The sequence below is a fragment of the Methylobacillus draconifructus genome (assembly GCF_045984355.1).
In the GTDB taxonomy this organism is placed as follows: domain Bacteria; phylum Pseudomonadota; class Gammaproteobacteria; order Burkholderiales; family Methylophilaceae; genus Methylobacillus; species Methylobacillus flagellatus_A.
Map to the genome: position 1 here is coordinate 96,947 of NZ_JBJQII010000003.1, position 16,457 is coordinate 113,403.

General features: G+C 57.4%; 17 protein-coding genes. 7 read left to right on the forward strand and 10 right to left on the reverse strand.

Annotated features, from left to right (window positions below; genetic code table 11):
* Positions 1-15: 15 nt before the first annotated feature.
* Both ACJSDX_RS06930 and ACJSDX_RS06935 read right to left on the reverse strand, forming a co-directional pair.
* The gene (locus tag ACJSDX_RS06930) at positions 16-819 is read right to left on the reverse strand and encodes a polyamine aminopropyltransferase (protein ID WP_407994082.1); all 804 of its coding nucleotides are present in this window, start codon (positions 817-819) and stop codon (positions 16-18) included.
* On the reverse strand, positions 819-2,687 hold the full coding sequence (locus tag ACJSDX_RS06935) for a ribonuclease catalytic domain-containing protein (protein ID WP_407994083.1): 1,869 nt from the start codon (positions 2,685-2,687) through the stop codon (positions 819-821). The genes ACJSDX_RS06930 and ACJSDX_RS06935 overlap by 1 nt, the downstream gene beginning before the upstream one ends.
* Before the next feature lie 80 nt (positions 2,688-2,767).
* Here ACJSDX_RS06935 and ACJSDX_RS06940 point away from each other — a divergent pair, with 80 nt between their 5' ends.
* From ACJSDX_RS06940 to ACJSDX_RS06955, 4 genes are all read left to right on the forward strand, one after another.
* Positions 2,768-3,169 (forward strand): Fur family transcriptional regulator, encoded by a 402-nt coding sequence (locus tag ACJSDX_RS06940; protein WP_287110364.1) that lies wholly within the window; start codon positions 2,768-2,770, stop codon positions 3,167-3,169.
* A gap of 141 nt (positions 3,170-3,310) precedes the next feature.
* Positions 3,311-3,730: an RNA polymerase-binding protein DksA gene (gene dksA, locus ACJSDX_RS06945; protein WP_287110365.1), complete on the forward strand. Its 420-nt coding sequence runs from the start codon at positions 3,311-3,313 to the stop codon at positions 3,728-3,730.
* A gap of 143 nt (positions 3,731-3,873) precedes the next feature.
* Complete coding sequence (gene zigA / locus ACJSDX_RS06950; protein ID WP_407994084.1) at positions 3,874-5,094, forward strand: zinc metallochaperone GTPase ZigA; 1,221 nt, start codon at positions 3,874-3,876, stop codon at positions 5,092-5,094.
* Between the two features lie 124 nt (positions 5,095-5,218).
* Positions 5,219-6,241, forward strand: a complete 1,023-nt coding sequence (locus tag ACJSDX_RS06955) for a CobW family GTP-binding protein (protein WP_407994085.1) — start codon at positions 5,219-5,221, stop codon at positions 6,239-6,241.
* 72 nt (positions 6,242-6,313) lie between these two features.
* On the opposite strand, the gene ACJSDX_RS06960 is transcribed toward ACJSDX_RS06955, so the two are convergent.
* Positions 6,314-7,294: a CobW family GTP-binding protein gene (locus tag ACJSDX_RS06960; RefSeq protein ID WP_407994086.1), complete on the reverse strand. Its 981-nt coding sequence runs from the start codon at positions 7,292-7,294 to the stop codon at positions 6,314-6,316.
* A 115-nt stretch (positions 7,295-7,409) separates the two neighbouring features.
* Here ACJSDX_RS06960 and ACJSDX_RS06965 point away from each other — a divergent pair, with 115 nt between their 5' ends.
* From ACJSDX_RS06965 to ACJSDX_RS06975, 3 genes are all read left to right on the forward strand, one after another.
* A complete protein-coding gene (locus ACJSDX_RS06965) occupies positions 7,410-7,664 on the forward strand; it encodes a PLD nuclease N-terminal domain-containing protein (protein ID WP_407994087.1) in 255 nt (84 codons plus the stop codon).
* A gap of 68 nt (positions 7,665-7,732) precedes the next feature.
* A complete protein-coding gene (locus ACJSDX_RS06970) occupies positions 7,733-8,035 on the forward strand; it encodes a DUF1840 domain-containing protein (protein WP_407994088.1) in 303 nt (100 codons plus the stop codon).
* A 39-nt stretch (positions 8,036-8,074) separates the two neighbouring features.
* A complete protein-coding gene (locus ACJSDX_RS06975; RefSeq protein ID WP_407994089.1) occupies positions 8,075-9,133 on the forward strand; it encodes an AI-2E family transporter in 1,059 nt (352 codons plus the stop codon).
* Positions 9,134-9,271: 138 nt separating this feature from the next.
* On the opposite strand, the gene ACJSDX_RS06980 is transcribed toward ACJSDX_RS06975, so the two are convergent.
* From ACJSDX_RS06980 to nrdB, 7 genes are all read right to left on the reverse strand, one after another.
* Positions 9,272-9,634: a DUF3325 domain-containing protein gene (locus tag ACJSDX_RS06980; protein ID WP_407994090.1), complete on the reverse strand. Its 363-nt coding sequence runs from the start codon at positions 9,632-9,634 to the stop codon at positions 9,272-9,274.
* An 87-nt stretch (positions 9,635-9,721) separates the two neighbouring features.
* Entirely contained in the window at positions 9,722-11,257 is a 1,536-nt protein-coding gene (locus tag ACJSDX_RS06985) for a PepSY-associated TM helix domain-containing protein (RefSeq protein ID WP_407994091.1), read from the reverse strand.
* Positions 11,254-11,526 carry a hypothetical protein gene (locus ACJSDX_RS06990; RefSeq protein ID WP_407994092.1) on the reverse strand — a complete coding sequence of 91 codons (273 nt, stop codon included), beginning with the start codon at positions 11,524-11,526 and terminating at the stop codon, positions 11,254-11,256. Before ACJSDX_RS06990 ends, ACJSDX_RS06985 begins: the two co-directional genes overlap by 4 nt.
* Positions 11,523-12,440, reverse strand: a complete 918-nt coding sequence (locus tag ACJSDX_RS06995; RefSeq protein WP_407994093.1) for an alpha/beta hydrolase — start codon at positions 12,438-12,440, stop codon at positions 11,523-11,525. Before ACJSDX_RS06995 ends, ACJSDX_RS06990 begins: the two co-directional genes overlap by 4 nt.
* Before the next feature lie 107 nt (positions 12,441-12,547).
* Complete coding sequence (locus ACJSDX_RS07000; protein ID WP_407994094.1) at positions 12,548-14,782, reverse strand: TonB-dependent siderophore receptor; 2,235 nt, start codon at positions 14,780-14,782, stop codon at positions 12,548-12,550.
* Positions 14,783-14,910: 128 nt separating this feature from the next.
* Positions 14,911-15,324: a class I ribonucleotide reductase maintenance protein YfaE gene (yfaE, locus tag ACJSDX_RS07005; RefSeq protein ID WP_407994095.1), complete on the reverse strand. Its 414-nt coding sequence runs from the start codon at positions 15,322-15,324 to the stop codon at positions 14,911-14,913.
* On the reverse strand, positions 15,321-16,454 hold the full coding sequence (gene nrdB, locus ACJSDX_RS07010; RefSeq protein ID WP_309565005.1) for a class Ia ribonucleoside-diphosphate reductase subunit beta: 1,134 nt from the start codon (positions 16,452-16,454) through the stop codon (positions 15,321-15,323). The genes yfaE and nrdB overlap by 4 nt, the downstream gene beginning before the upstream one ends.
* Between the last annotated feature and the right edge of the window lie 3 nt (positions 16,455-16,457).

Below are 16,457 nucleotides of genomic sequence, written 5' to 3' on the forward strand. Positions count from 1 at the left end.
GTATCCTGAAGGCTGTTAGGATTCCAGCAACAAGCGGTTGCTGGTACTCGGGTTGTGCTCGCGCAAGCGCTCGACGAACTCAAGGAACTCGACCTTGTGCTCGGCTTCAAGCGCCTTGGCGCGAACGCGCAGCGTGCTCCAGCGCAAATCGTTCGGCGCGCGCTTGAAGCCGAACACGACCACATTGCCGGGTCTGCCTGTGGGCATCACCAGGATGCGGCCATGGAAGCTGGTCTCGATACGCTGCAGGTAGACGTCGTAATTCTTGTCGCTGCCCCAGAGGTTGATCGCGCACATGCCGTCCAGCGTCAGCGCCTCGAAACAGGAATCGAAGAAATCCTGCGAGCATAGGTCGGGCGGCAAGCCGTTGCTGCCGAAAGCATCCATCATGAGCATGGAAGTCGTGCCCGGGTTGTCGCGCAGGAAAGCGGCGGCATCGCCCTCGATGATCTCGAAACGCTCGTCGTCTTCCGGGGTGAAGAAGTGGCTGCGCGCCACCTCGATAATGCGCGGGTTGATTTCCACCACCCGCGTCTTCACCTGCGGCATGTGGTGGTAAACGTATTTGGGAATCGAGCCGCCGCCCAGACCCAGCACCACCAGGTCGCGCGGCTGCTTCTGGAACAGCAGGTACACCATCATGCCGCGCGAGTAGCGCAGCTCCAGCGCGTACGGGTCCTTGATGCGCATCGAGCTCTGGATGGTGTCCGACCCCAGGTGCAGGGAGCGCACGCCGTCGATCTCGCTCACATCGACGCTGTCTTCGCTGGTAATGGCCTTGTGTATGCTGCGCGCGATCTTGCGCCCCACCCTGAACATCAGGCCGCCTCGCTTTCTGCCGCGGCTTCGGCATGCTCCACCGCCTTGAAGCGGCTTTCGAGCTCGATCAGCAAGGTATCGACCTTCTGGATTTCAATAATCACGCGGCTGCCGGGCGCCAGCTCGGGCATGCCGTGCACCTTGGCGATCAGCGGCATGCCGTCGAGGCGCACCAGGCTCTCGCGCCAGACAGTGGCGCCGATCTCATGGATGTCTTCCTGCAACAGGTATTGCAGGCACCAGTAGCGCTCCATGCGCGTCTGGAATTCGTTATAGGCGTTGTAGGTCAGGTCGAAGTTGCGCATCACCACCGCCAGCTCGTCGCTACCTGGCGGATAAACAGGCTCCTGCCCCTGCACCACGGCAACGATCTGGCGCTGGTTGACCAGGTCCACCGCACGGCGCAACGGCGAAGTGCTCCAGCTGTACTGGTTCACGCCCAGCCCCTGGTGCGGCTCGGCCTTGACCGTCATGTAGACCTTGCCGCCGTTCTGGGCCCGGTAGATGCCCGGCACATTGTGCTCGGCCAACAGGCCGCCCCAATGGCTGTTGGCTTCGATCATCAGTTCGGCGACCAGCTTGTCGATCGGCGCGCCGCGGCGGCGGCCGACGATGCGCACCCGGCCGTCGTCGACGTAGAAGTTGTAGTCGAGCTGGACCGGGCGTGTGGGATCATATTTGCCGCGCGCCTTTTCCAGCGACTCGGCCAGCCGGAACAGGAACAGCAGGCGCTGCCAATAGGGATGGCCCGTATCCTGCTCCAGCGTGTTCTCGTTAAAGAAAGGCTCCAGCGTGTCATGGCGCAGGTTCTCGGCCACCTTGACCTGCTCGACGCGGCTTTCCCGCTTGATGATGCTCAAGTCGGGCGCCACGTCCAGGTAAAGCGAAAGCGCCGGCCGCCATTCGCCTTGGTTCAGGCTGAACGGCGTCACGACATCCTCCGGCAGCATGGTGATCTTGTTGCCGGGCATATAGACGGTGGAAAGCCGCTGCATGACGACCTGGTCCAGCTGGCTGCCCGGCAGGATGCCCAGCGCAGGTGCGGCGATATGGATGCCCACCCTGGTCACGCCGTCGGCCAGCTGCACCAGGGTGAAGGCATCGTCGATCTCGGTGGTCGTACTGTCGTCGATGCTGAATGCCTCGGCCTCGGCACGCGGCAGATCCGCCGGCAATACGGGAGGGTCCATGTCGGGGAAGCCCTGCCCTTCGGCGAAGTATTCCCGCAGGAACGCGCCGAGGTGGTAATCATGCACGGATGAAATTGCGCCACACGACGCCAGCACGCGGACGACATGCTGGTTGCTTTCTCCCGCCGCCTGCTCCAGCGCCTTCCATTCCAGGCTATTCTTGTCAGGTTGGTAGAGCAAGGCGTCTATCACCTTGCCGTCGAACTCGGCAGGCAACTGTCCGGCCTTGAGCTGCTCGACATACTGCGCCACCTTCTCGGCTTGCAGGCGCTTCTTTTCCAGCCCGGCCAGCGCGGCCTGCAGGGTTTCCTCGGGAGCGGCCTTGTAGCGCCCCTTGCCTTTGCGGTAAAAGTACATGGGCGCGCCATGCAGCCGGATGGCGACGGCGGCCGCCTGGATGGAGGTCGGCTTGCCGCCGTAATACTCCTCGGCAAGCTCCTCGAAACCGAACTCGGGCTCGCCGCAGCATTCCCAAAGAAATGGGACATCGAGGCCCTCGGCCTCTGCGCTGGCGTTTTCCATGAATCCCGACAATGCGCCCTCGAAGCGCATCAAGACGTTGGCGGACTTGATCTTGGAGCGTTTGCCGGAAATGGCCTCTACTTGGAGAGAGCTGGGGTTTTCCGTCATGACCGAGGCAACCTTGAAACTGCCCTCTTCTTCAAAAAATACGTTCATAATCCTGCTTTTTGGACGTGCCCTGTTGACGGCACGTGATGATTGTCTGTAATTTAGCGCCTATGCATAACGCCGAACGAATGATACATGAGATTGGGCAGCGCCCGACCTCCTCACGTGTTGCTGTATTGAATGTCCTGATGGAGTCGGAATTCCCGCTCACGCATCATGAATTACTGCAAACGCTGACCAAGGAAGCGCCCTTCGACCGCGTCACCCTGTATCGCGTTCTCGACTGGCTGGTGGAGTGCAACCTCGTGCATCCCATCATGGGCGACGACCGCGCCAGGCGCTTCCAGCTGACCCAGCGCAACGCCAAGCACCACCATGCGCATTTCGAATGCTCCTCCTGCGGCAAGATATTCTGCCTGGACGAAGTCAAGCCGCGCATTCCCAATAGCGTACCCTCCCATTTTACCGTCGAGTCGGTCGAACTCAATATAAAAGGTCAATGCGACCACTGTAATTCCGCAAGAAACTGATTCCTCTAGGCCAGGCTTTCTTTAAGGCGCGGGCCGGTCTTTGCATCAACCTCCCCTTAAGATAAAATTAATTGCAACATAGTTGCACATCAAGACGCCACACCCTAAAATGCAACTTTGTTGCATTTATTATTCAAAACCATGCCGAATCCAGACGTCGTCAGCATTGAAGAATTGCTTTCCATGCCTGAAGAACATTACATGAACCCGCAGCAGCTTGCCTTCTTCCAACGCCTGCTCGAGCAGCAGCTCGCCCATATCCGTGACAACGCCGCCGAGACCAGCAAGCACCTGAGGGAACACGAAGAATTTCCCGACCCGGCCGACCGCGCCACACAGGAAGAACTGCATACGCTGGAACTGCGTACGCGCGACCGCGAGCGCAAGCTGGAAAAGAAAATCAACGCGGCATTGCAGCGCATCCGCGATGGCGAATACGGCTATTGCGAAGAGTCCGGCGAGCCTATCGGCCTGCAACGACTGCTCGCCCGCCCTACCGCCACCCTTTCGCTGGAGGCGCAGGAGCGGCATGAAAGGCGCGAACGCCAATACAGCCATTAAGAGCGGCTAACAAACCTCAGCGAAGCGTTCCTGGCCAGGCGCTCTGCCGCAGGCAGTACAAGCAGTACGGCAAGGCAGGGCAACAACGCCAGGAGAGTTTTGTCAGCCACTCTTGTAAGAATCATCAAACTCCAGGAACCACTATGCAAACCACCCGCAAACTCCCCGTCACCGTGCTGTCCGGCTTTCTCGGCGCCGGCAAGACCACCTTGCTCAACCACATCCTGAACAACCGCGAGGACAAGCGCGTCGCTGTCATCGTCAACGACATGTCGGAGGTCAATATCGATGCGCAACTCGTCCGCGAGGGCGGAGCCGACTTGTCGCGCTCGGAAGAGAAACTGGTGGAAATGAGCAACGGCTGCATCTGCTGCACCCTGCGCGAAGACCTGCTGGTCGAGATCAAGCGCCTGGCGGAAGCCGGGCGCTTCGACTACCTGCTGATCGAATCCACCGGCATTTCCGAGCCGCTTCCCGTCGCCGAAACCTTTACCTTCCGCGATGAAAACGGTACCAGCCTTTCCGACATCGCACGGCTCGACACCATGGTCACCGTGGTGGACGCCTTCAACTTCCTGCGCGACTATGCCTCACGCGACATGCTGGCGCAACGCGGCTCCTCGATGGGCGAAGGGGATGAGCGCACCGTCGTCGACCTGCTGATCGAGCAGGTGGAATTCTGCGACGTCATCGTGCTGAACAAGACCGACCTGGTCGGCCAGGAGGCATTGCAGCAATTGCACGGCATCCTGAAAAGCTTCAATCCGCGCGCCCGGATCGTGGAAAGCGAATTCGGCCGCGTGCCGCTCGACCAGGTGCTCGACACCGGGCTGTTCGATTTTGCCGAAGCCCAGGCCGCCCCGGGCTGGCTCAGGGAATTGCGCGGCGAGCACACGCCGGAAACCGAGCAATACGGCATCACGAGCTTCGTTTACCGCGCGCGCCGACCTTTCCACCCGGAACGGTTGTGGCGATGGTTCTCGCGCGAGTGGCCGAACGTCGTCCGCTCCAAGGGACATTTCTGGATTGCCAGCCGCCCCGCCTATTGCGGCAGCTGGTCCCAGGCCGGTTCCATCACCCGGCACGGACCGGCCGGATACTGGTGGGCCGCCACGCCCAAGGCCTACTGGCCCGAGGACATGGAATCGCTCAGCATCATCCGCTCGCGCTTTTCCGGCGAATTCGGCGACCGCCAGCAGGAGATCGTGCTGATCGGTAGCAAGATGGACGAAACCGACCTGAGGCGGGAATTCGACCACTGCCTGTTGACGGATGCCGAACTCATGCTCGGCATGCAGGCATGGGGGGATTTCAACGACCCTTTCCCCGCCTGGGACCGCCAACCGGAAGAAAGCGCCGCCTGACTACTGCCGGCACGCTTGCCTTTGGCCAGGAACCGCCATTCTCGTTTAAAATGCGAATGCCGTAACCCCAATACGGCATCCTGCTATCCTCACAACATACCCAAGGGACTCAAGGAATTTTTCAATGACGCTGGACCATCGCATCCCGGTGACGTTGCTGACCGGTTTTCTCGGCAGCGGCAAGACCACGCTGCTCAACAAGCTGCTCAACCACCCCGGCATGAAGGACACCGCCGTCATCATCAACGAGCTCGGCAGCGCCGGGCTGGACCATATCCTCGCCCGCACGGTCGAGAGCCAACATATTGCCGACAACACCGTGCTGTTGGAGTCCGGCTGCCTGTGCTGCACCTTGAGCAACGAGCTGGCGGACACCATGCGCGATTTGTTCTTCAAACGCCAGCTGGAAGCGATCCCCGCTTTTTCCCGCCTGGTGATCGAGACCACCGGCATGGCGGACCCCGGCCCCATCATGGCCAACCTGCTCAACGAGCCGGTGATTTCCTCCACCTACCGCCTGGACGCGGTAGTGGTCACCATAGACAGCACCTACGGCCTGCAGCAGATTGCAGGCCACGGCGAGGCGCGCAAGCAGGCCGCCGTGGCGGATGTGCTGCTCATCACCAAGACCGACCTGGCATCGTCGGAAAGCTTGGATACACTCTCGGCGGCGCTGCAGGAGCTCAACCCCGGCGCCACCCAATACCGCATCAGCCATGGCGAGATAGATCCCTCCGCGGTGATTGACGCAGGCCTGTTCAATCCCGGCGGCACGCAGGCGCAGCCGCAGCGCTGGCTGCGTGCGCCGTCGCGCTCCAAGGCCAGGCGCGGCATGCTGCCGCAAGCCGTGCACGAGGACGAAATCGGCAGCTTTACCGTGACCATGCCCAAGCCGCTAACCTGGCTGCAGCTCGAACCCGTATTGCAATGGCTTTGCGCCACGCATGGCGAAAACCTGCTGCGCATGAAGGGTATCATCCATGCCGAGGACCAGCCGGCGCCCCTGGCGGTGCATGCAGTGCACCACACGCTTTACCCGCCCAACCTGCTGCAAGGCTGGGATGAAGACGAGCCGATTACCCGGATTGTCCTGATCGGCAAGGGGCTGGATGAAATCAGGATCCGCGATGCGTTGATGCAGATATAGTGCCTGTGGAAGCTTTGATTGCGGGCAGTACGAGTTGCTCAAGAAGGCAACCACGGGTTTGAGCTGCCAAACTTAATCCATAAACCTGGCAAGAGGCTGCAACAATTGCCTCTCGTCATTGCCGATTCCCGACTGGGTAATCAGCACCAGTCGGCTGCGTCGGTCCCGGCCCTGCCAATGCGGCAAGGGCTCGGGCGCATGCAATACGTGCTGTACGCGGTGCACCGCTATCGGGTCGGGCTCTCCCTCAATATGGAACACGCCTTTGAGACGCAACAGTCCCGGGCTGTCGTCATCGCGCAGTATCTCTAGCCAGCGCTCGAAATCCGCCCTGGGAACAGGCTTGTCCAGCGACAGGCTCAAGGTGGTTGCCTCGCCGCCATGCAAGGCCGGCGTCGCCAGCGCTGATAACCAATGCGGGAAACCTGCGGCTGGCGCCGACCCAAATAAGAGTGAGAATCCTGATGCGTCAGGCCGGGCTGGATCCAGCCTGGTTAACGTCGCTAGAGGATTCAGTTGATGCAGGCATGCCTCGAGTCGATGCAATACGTCGCTGCCGGCCAGATCGGTCTTCGAAACCAACAGGCGGTCTGCCAGCTGCACTTGCTTCACAGCCTCCGGATGACGCTCCAAGGTTGCCCTCCCCAACAGCCCATCGACCACCGTAACCACGCCATCCAGCTGGTAGGCTGATGCAACATAGGCGTCGGTCATCAGGGTATGCAGGACAGGGGCGGGATCGGCCAGCCCGCTGGTCTCGATCACCACGCGCTTGAATTGCCGCACGCCGTTGCGGGAAAAGCGCCAATGGATGTCCTTCAACGTCTGCTTGAGGTCGCTACGCAGCCGGCAGCACAGACAGCCATTGCTCAGCTCCACTATCATGGGCTGTTCCTGTTGATGCGCTACCAGCAAGTGGTCGAGGCCGGTCTCGCCGAACTCATTGACGATGACCAGGGTATCCTGCGCCTGCGGATGCCGCAGCCATCGGTTGAGCAAGGTGGTCTTGCCGGCGCCGAGAAACCCGGTCAATACCGTGACAGGCAAACGCATCCTGTCAGCCACGCATTCGCCCCGTCAAGGCATGCAATCTCCGCTTGCCAAGCCCTGCGGCGAGTCGGTAAAGTCCTACTTGTAATTCAGTGTAGTCTGATATTACGGATTGCATGTGCAGCGTACGCTCCTATCCGAACTGCAGCAGGGAGTCTCTGCCGTCTCTTCCACCACCAAGAAAAAGGAAAACATCATGCAAAGCGTCATCGGTCTATTGATCCTCATTGCAGACATTTATGCGATTATCAAGATTATCCAGAGCTCGGCAGACACGGTAAAGAAAATCCTATGGATTCTTGGCGTATTGATCTTCCCTGTGCTTGGCCTGATTGTCTGGTACCTGGCCGGCCCGGGCAGCAAAACCGACTAATCCCTACCGCGGGCTGTCTTGCGTTTGCCAGATGGCCTGCCCACATATTCAAGTTCAAGGCCGCCACCATGCTCGTCACCTTTTCCACCTCCCGTTATAGCGACATCATGCTGTTTGGCGATGTCGCCAAGCAACTGCTCCAACTCATGGGCCATAGCGGCACGATTCCCGGAGCAATCCTCGCCGCCGACGTGCCACAGGCGTTGCAGCATTTGCAGCAAGGTCTCGAAGGCGCAACCGCACCCGATAGCGCTGAATCGCCGGCTACTGAGGACGAAGCCACTCATGTCAGCCTGAAGAATCGGGCCCTGCCGTTGATAGAACTGCTGCAATCCGCTATCCAGAACCAAAGCGACGTGATGTGGAAATAAGCTGTGCGCCAGCGTGTTTAACCAGTAGACTCCCGCCTCATGAACAGTGCCGATTTCCATAACAAATCCTTCATCTTCCTGCTCCTGCTGGTTTCCGCCGGGCTCATCATCATCCTGCTGCCTTTTTACGGCGCGGTATTCTGGGGCGTGATTCTCTCCATCCTGTTCACGCCGCTGTACCGGCGCCTGCTTGCAGCCACGAAAAACCGCCGTAACCTCGCGGCGCTCGGCACGCTGAGCACCTGCATCGTCATCGTCATCGTGCCGGTCGTCATCATTGCCAGCTCCCTGGTGCATGAGGGCGCTACGCTGTTCCAGAAACTCAAGACGGGGGAGATCAATCCTGCCGTGTATACGCAGGAAATACTGGATGCCGCGCCGGCTCCCGTACACCGGGTTTTGGAACGCGTCGGCCTGACCGACGTCAGGAGCTTCCAGGACAGGCTTTCGCAGCTGGCCATGCAGGGCAGCCAACTGTTGGCGACCAAGGCGCTCAGTATCGGGCAGAACACCTTCCAGTTCGTGGTCGGCTTTGCCGTCATGCTTTACCTGATGTTCTTCCTGCTAAGGGACGGCACCTCGCTTTCCATGCGCGTGAAGCAAGCCATCCCGCTCAGCGCCGAACACAAGCGCCACCTGTTCAACAAGTTCACCACCGTCATCCGCGCCACGGTCAAAGGCAATATTCTCGTCGCGATTACCCAAGGCGCGCTCGGCGGGCTGATTTTCTGGATACTCGGCATCCAGGCGGCACTGCTATGGGCCGTGATCATGGCGTTCCTCTCATTGCTGCCGGCGGTGGGGGCCAGCCTGATCTGGGCGCCGGTTGCGGTCTATTTCCTCGCGACAGGCGCCATCTGGCAAGGCGTCATCCTCATTGCATTCGGGGTCTTCGTGATCGGCCTGGTAGATAATATCCTGCGCCCCATCCTGGTCGGCAAGGATACCAAGCTGCCCGACTACGTAGTGCTGATCTCCACGCTGGGCGGCATGGCGGTGTTCGGCCTCAACGGCTTCGTGATCGGGCCGCTGATCGCCGCGCTGTTCATCACCATGTGGGATATTTTTGCCAGCTCGCGCGTCATTGACAAGAATTAGACCCGATTAAGTCGGTAACAATGGCCTTGAAAGCCCCGAATAAATTCAGTGCGGCAATTCTGGCGAGCCTCCCTGCCGAGGCAGTAAACACAGTACGGCAAGCAGAGCAACGACGCCTAAGGATTTAGTTCGCGGCGCTTAGCCGAGCATGAGAGCCAGCAGGTTGAGCAAGCCCATAACCAAAGCGCTTGCGCCTATCCGGACAACCTGGGTAGGAAAATAGGAAAGCACCAGCACCATGCTGATTGCTGCCACCGACACAAAGCCGCTCCAGACCACGATGCCTATGGTCGGGTTCCATCCATGGATGCTGGACAATATGCCCAGGGCGAGAAGACTCCAGCCCGTCACCTTCAAGCACTTTTTCCTGCCCGCAGGCAGATCGGCTCCCCGCATTGCCTGGGCATAATGTTTTTCCATGGCCAGGCACAACGCAGTCATGCCCGCATAAGCCAGGGCATACGTCACAAAGCAAGCAGCCAACAAAGAAGTATTACCCATCAAATCAACCCATATTCTTAGCAGGATCAGCTGGCGCAGTGCCAAGCCAGAACAACCGCACTTCAGCAATCAAGGAATAAAAAAACACTAGCCTTTCCGCCTGGCAGGCACGCCCCGCATCGCGCCGGAAACCTTGGGCACCGCGACGGCAAGCAACACGCCGAATGCCACGATCGTGCTTTCAACGCCTAACGCTACGCCGTCGCCTCTTTGCAAGAAAGACAGCAAGTTGGGCTGACCGCTCAGCCACGAGTACACCGGCAACAGCCAACACAGCGCAACGGCAAAGACAAGCTGGTCGCGCCAGCCAGCCAATGGCTTGCGTACCAAGGCATGCGCAAGGCTTGCCAGCCATGTGAACAGGAAGGCGCGCACCTCCCAGTCGGAGCGCCCTGCCAAGTCAGCCGGCAATACGCGATTCGCCCAGAAATAGATCAATATGGCATTGATACTGCCCATGACGGCTGCCACATTAAGCGCCTCGATCAACCTATATACGCGGCCACTGGCAGCGCCGAACTCATTTTCAGGCCGCTTGCGGCGCTTGATGGTGAACAGCACCATCCCTGTGGCAATCAAGCCGCAACTCACGGCGCCGCCAATGAAATACAGCCAGGAGACCGTCCAGCCGCCGAACACCGCCACATGCGTGCCGACAAAAGCGCGGAAAATGTAGGCAGAGTCGCGCCATTCTGTCTGCGCCCCGATCAGCTCCCCGTTGACGCCATTGAATGCGGCATGATTAGCCACTGCGGAAATCTTGTGATCGATGCTCTCGTAGAATTCGACGACCGCGGAAGCGTCGCCGCCGTTCTTGATGACCACCCACTCCACTGTATCAAGCGACTCCCTCGCCCGTGGTAGCAATGAAGATATATTGAGCAATGCCGCCTGTTCGCCGACGTAAGGCAGGTCGAAAGACTGCACCGCGTCTGCACGAAGTGCCCGAGGGTCCTCATAAGCGGCCTTGATACCTAAAGGCAGGAAAACCAGCGGCTGCATCACCAATCCTGTATAGGTAATCATCAAGAGAAATGGCAGCATCATGACCCCTGCTACGTTGTGGGCGTCTAGCCATGAGCGCTGTGAAGATGATTGCTTGCGAAATGTGAAAAAGTCTTTGAATATGCGTTTGTGAATCACAATGCCGCTAATCAGCCCTACCAGCATGACGACCGCAGCCAGCCCGACAATGATGGTGCCGGGGATACCGGCCAACAGGGTGTAATGGAAATGGGTGAGCATTTCCCCGCCTTCGGTTTCACGTATATCAATCTCTTGGCCGGAATAGGGATCAAGGGCCACTTCATGATTCTTTCCCTTGTCACGCCATCCGACGTCCAAAGTGGGATGATGCTCCCCTGCCGGGATAATTCTCCAAAGGCTGCCTTTCTCCCTCAGCGCATGCTGCTCCAGGTAAGCCTGGCCTACCTCAAGCTGTTTTTCAAAGGAAGGCAGAGGAACAGAGCGGTCAATGCTGGCCTCGGGCTGCATCCAGTGCGTAATGCTGTGCTCGAATACCGCCATGGTGCCGGTCAGGAATACCGCAAACAACAGCCATCCCAGGTACAAGCCAAACCAGGTGTGCAGCCAGGCCATCGATAAGGAAAACGTCTTCTTCATTTTACGAGCCGGGCCAGTCCCCACAATATGGCAAGTACAAGCGCGACCAGGACAATCCAGCCCCAGGCACGCCAGGCGCTGCGCGCGGAAAATGCCCATATCATCACCGCGCAATATACCGTCCACGGCAACAAGGTGCCGTAATAGACCGCATCCGCACGATGACCGGGCCACCACAGCACCCACACTAGGTTGAACAAGGCCGTCAGGATATAACCGCCGACAAACGCAGCCAGCACCCTTAAGCCGATATCGCGAGACGGTTTCATTGACCTAATGTTCCCGCATTGAATTGCTCATGCCTGCCCAGGAAAAACTCCACTGCCCGGATGCTGCCCGTCAGCATGGCGGTGCCATGATTCTCCCCTTTCTGCAACCGGAAGAAAGTATCCAACCCATGCGGACGGCTATGCTGCAACTCTTCAGCCAACTCGCGCGTGGCATCCACCATGCGCCTCTGCTGCATATGGGCCATTCTGGGCGATTGTGAAGCTGAGCCGGCCAGCGGCCGTTGCTCCAGACCGCCCACCATCAGCAGCAAGCGAGATTGTCCCAGGTCGATAGACGACTGCGCAGAGAATCGTTTCTGCTCCTCGAGAATGAATTGCTTGTTCCACCAAATGGAAGGGCTGGAAGCGATGTAAACCTGGAAAGCCTGGGGGCGTGTGAATAATGCATGTAGGGCAAACAAGCCGCCGTATGAATGTCCAAACAAGGCCTGTTGCTTCGGATCGATATTGACTTCCTTGGCAATCATAGGCTTCAACTCGTGCTCGACAAAATCCAGAAAACGGTCTGCCCCTCCCTGCCTGGGAGCACGCTGGTCGCCGGTATTGGATAAGTCGGGTGCTGGCGGCGTCAAATCCTCAGCGCGGGATACCTCATCCAGCATTGCCTGCGTCGGGTAACCGATCCCCACCACCACTGCCGGCACTATGCCGGTCGCATCGCGCCGTTGGGACTGCCCATGTACCAGCATGGAAACCGGATAAAATAATGCATTCCCATCCAGCACATAAATCACGGGGAAGCCGCCGGCAGGCGGTTCAGACATGGGCTTGGAAATAAAAATACGGTAAGTCTTGCCTGTCGCTGACGAACGGATATCCTGCTGCTGGGCTATCGGCAAAGTCGCTTCCCGCCAAGCACTATTCTCTTCCGCAATACTGGCACCAGGCTGCATTGCCCATAAATACAAGAGGCCTGTAAATAAAATCGGATTCAGCTTCACATTATTCATCCATAAAAAAGCGATTGCCCGCTCATCGCGGACAATCGCCCTGGATCAAATTACCAGTTGTACTTCAGGGTAGCGTTGACTACACGGCCTGAACCGTAGTAGCAAGCAGTTGAACCTGTACAAGTAGTCACATACAACCTATCCGTCAGGTTGCTGGCATTGATTGCAAACTCGGCGCCAGCATATCCCAATGACTTCAGGTTATATCGTAGTGCAGCATCATAAGTCGTATATGCATCGGTATGCAGATAAAGATTATCTGCTGGCCCTGCAGCACGGGCGACACCATAACTCCCACCAACGTAGCGAGCGCCTAGTCCTACGCTTAAACCATCCAAATAACCAGTAGTAAAAACGTAATTTGCCCACAATGAAGACATGTGCTTGGCAACTTGAGGAATAGCCGCGCCTTTGCTTTCGGTCAAACTGTTGTTACTGGTAATTTCACTATCCATATAGGTATAGCTACCGAGTAAGCTCAGATTATCGGTAACAGCAGCTTTACCTTCCAGCTCGAAACCACGTATCCTCGCATCGACCTGCGTATAACACGTATTCCCGGTTGCATCTGGGCAAACAATTGTATTAGGGACACCAGCCGTCACTACCCGATTATCCTGCGTCAACTCATATACAGAAGCAGTGATCAAGCTATTGCTGCCTGGTGGCTGGTATTTCACGCCTGCTTCGTACTGCTTACCTTTTACAGGCTTCACATCTGCATCGTTCAGCATTGCAACGCCTAACATGCCTGGATCGAACGAAGTGGAATAACTGACGAACGGAGCAATGCCATTATCGAATTGATAAACTGCGCCAGTACGCCATGTAAACGCATGATCATTATAAGCAAATCGACGACCATTGACGGCATTGAACATCGTATTGTCGAAGTAGTCGTAGCGACCGCCCAGACTGAAGCGCCAGTTGCCCAATGCAGCCTGCTCTTGAATATAAGCGCCTGTTTGCTTTTGATCTACATCCTGAGACCAACCCAATGTCATCGCATAGTCACCCGCACTGGTATATCTTGGATTCAACAGGGAAATATCAGTTGCAGTACCATTAGAACGTTCATTCTTCCAACTGAACCGTTGCGCATCCAATCCGAGTAACACCGTGTGCTGCAATTCTCCGGTCGCAAAATCGGCTTGCAACTGATTATCAACCGCTACGCCATCAGACTTACCTTCACCCAAAGTAGACCGACGCTGAAGTAATCCATTAGAGCCATCATTTCTTCCACCAATTACCGACTTATAGGTATTCTCAATACTTGTATATCGCAAATTCTGGCGGAACTGCCATGTATCATTGAAACGATGGTCGAATTCCCAGCCTACCGTAGACTGTTCACGATCATAAGTATTCCAGTCCTTGTCACCATAGAACGTATCGCGATCGAGACGGCCGCCAATCGCAGAGTTGAATGCCACCGTGCCGTAATATGGCAGGAACTGGAAAGTTGCTCCTCCCTTGTCACGTTGATACTGTGCCAACAATGTCAGGCTAGTCTTGTCCGAAATCTGCCAGAGCAGACTTGGTGCGAAGTAGGTCCGTTGCAAATCGTTATGTTTGATCTGGGAACCACCATCATTGAACGAACCCACCAGCCTGAACAAAACCGACTGATCGTCAGCGAGGCTGCCGCCGATATCGAATGCTGCTTTGTATTGATCGAAGCTGCCGCCTTGCAAACGCACTTCGTTGACCTGGTTTGCCGTTGGCCGTTTGCTGACAAGATTGATCATGCCGCCGGGAGTAATCTGTCCGTACACGGCGGCCGATGGTCCTTTGAGCACTTCTATACGCTCCAAACCGAAGTTGTCGAAACTGGCACGGTTCCACATGCCGCCAGCGGGTACTTTGAGGCCGTCCTGGAATAGGTTGGAAATGCCGGCATCGGCTTCCATACCGCCCTTGATACCGCGAATGGAATAACTGTCGGCTCGGCTATCCATACCGCCGACCTCGGATCTCACGCCTGCAGTGTATGCAACTGCCTCGTTCAAGGTCTGCGCATTACGGTCGTCCAGTTCCTTGCGATCGACAATCGAAATGGATTGCGGCGTTTCTACAACGGGCGTATCGGTCTTGGTTGAACTTTTGGTCTTCTTGGCGACATAGCTGCCGCTTTCATCGCCAGCCTTGGCGCCGACGACGGCTACTTCTGGTAATACCGAACTATCGCTATCCGCTGCGATGGCAGGCATTGCGAACAATGCGCCGACCACGAGATACACAAGCTTTGGCTTCTGGACTGCCAATATTGGAGTTTGCTTCATTGCTTTTCCCTGACGAAAGAAAAGCAGCGATTTTATTAAAAATCATTCTCAACAGCATTAGGAAATAATAATTGTTACATTTTATTTACACTTTTGTACTGATGAGTTCGGCAAAAAAACAACAACTTTTAGAATAAAGATAAATTGCTTGCCGATGCAGCGGATTTGGTGGTTCTTTTTCTACGCGCTTTCTTCGCAGGAGGCCGCTCCGGTAGAGGCAACGCATCGGCGAAAAGCGGCTGCTGCACGGGGAACATGTCTTCCTGCCCTTGCCAATCCCGCAGTTCGGGCCTGAGTTCGCAATCCACCCTGACATCCGACCGGGGCACGCAACAGCATGGCAGGATTTCGTCGGCGGCAACGAATGCCAATGGTTGCTCGAGGTATTGCACCTCGCCGTCCAGCAGGCGCACCCGGCACATGCCGCAATAGCCTCCCCTGCACTGGTACTCCACTTCGTGGCCGGTACGTTCGAGACCGTCGAGCAGGGTTTCTTGGGGGATGAGGCTAAAGCTGGTGTGCTGGGTGCGGACCGTGCTCAAAGCTCGAAGTCGCCGAGATCGTCGGAGCTGACCTCGGAATCGATCTGGCCGATGAGGTAGGAGCTCAGCTCTACTTCCTGCGGAGCGACCTGCACCGTATCGGACGCCAGCCAGGTATTGATCCAGGGGATGGGGTTGCTCTTGGCATTGGGGAACGCGGCAGGCAAACCGACCGAGGCCATGCGGTTGTTGGTGATGTATTCCACGTACTGGCAGAGGATGTCGCGGTTGAGGCCGATCATGGAGCCGTCCTTGAACAAATAGTCGGCCCATTTCTTCTCCTGCTCCGCCGCGCGCTTGAACATCTCAAAGCATTCGTCCTGCAGTTCGCTGGCGATACCGGCGAACTCGGGGTCGTCCTGCCCGCTGCGCATGATGTTGAGCATATGCTGGGTGCCGGTGAGGTGCAGCGCCTCGTCGCGCGCGATCAGGCGGATGATCTTGGCATTGCCTTCCATCACCTTGCGCTCGGCGAATGCAAACGAGCAGGCAAAGCTGACATAGAAGCGGATCGCCTCCAGGATATTGACGCTCATCAGGCACAGGTACAGCAGCTTCTTCAACTCGCGCAGGTTGACGGTCTTGGTCTCGCCGTTAATGACGTGGTCGCCCTCGCCCAATTGCGAATACAGCATGGTGTAATGGATCAGGTCATCGTAATAGGCGGAAATATCGCTCGCCCGCGCGACGATGTTCTCGTTGCGCACGATATCGTCGAAGATCAGCGCCGGGTCGGAGACGATGTTGCGGATGATGTGGGTGTAGGAGCGCGAATGGATGGTTTCCGAAAACGCCCAGGTCTCGACCCAGGTTTCCAGCTCCGGCAGCGACACCAGCGGCAACAAGGCGACGTTGGGACTGCGGCCCTGGATGGAGTCCAGCAGCGTCTGGTATTTCAGGTTGCTGATGAAGATGTGCTTCTCATGGTCGGGCAGGCCCTGGTAGTCGATGCGGTCCTGCGACACGTCCACCTCTTCCGGACGCCAGAAGAAGGAAAGCTGCTTTTCGATCAGCTTTTCGAACACCGGATATTTCTGCTGGTCGTAACGCGCCACGTTGACCGGCTGCCCGAAGAACATCGGCTCTTTCAGTTGTTCGTTGTCGACCTTGGAAAAAATGCTGTATGCCATGAC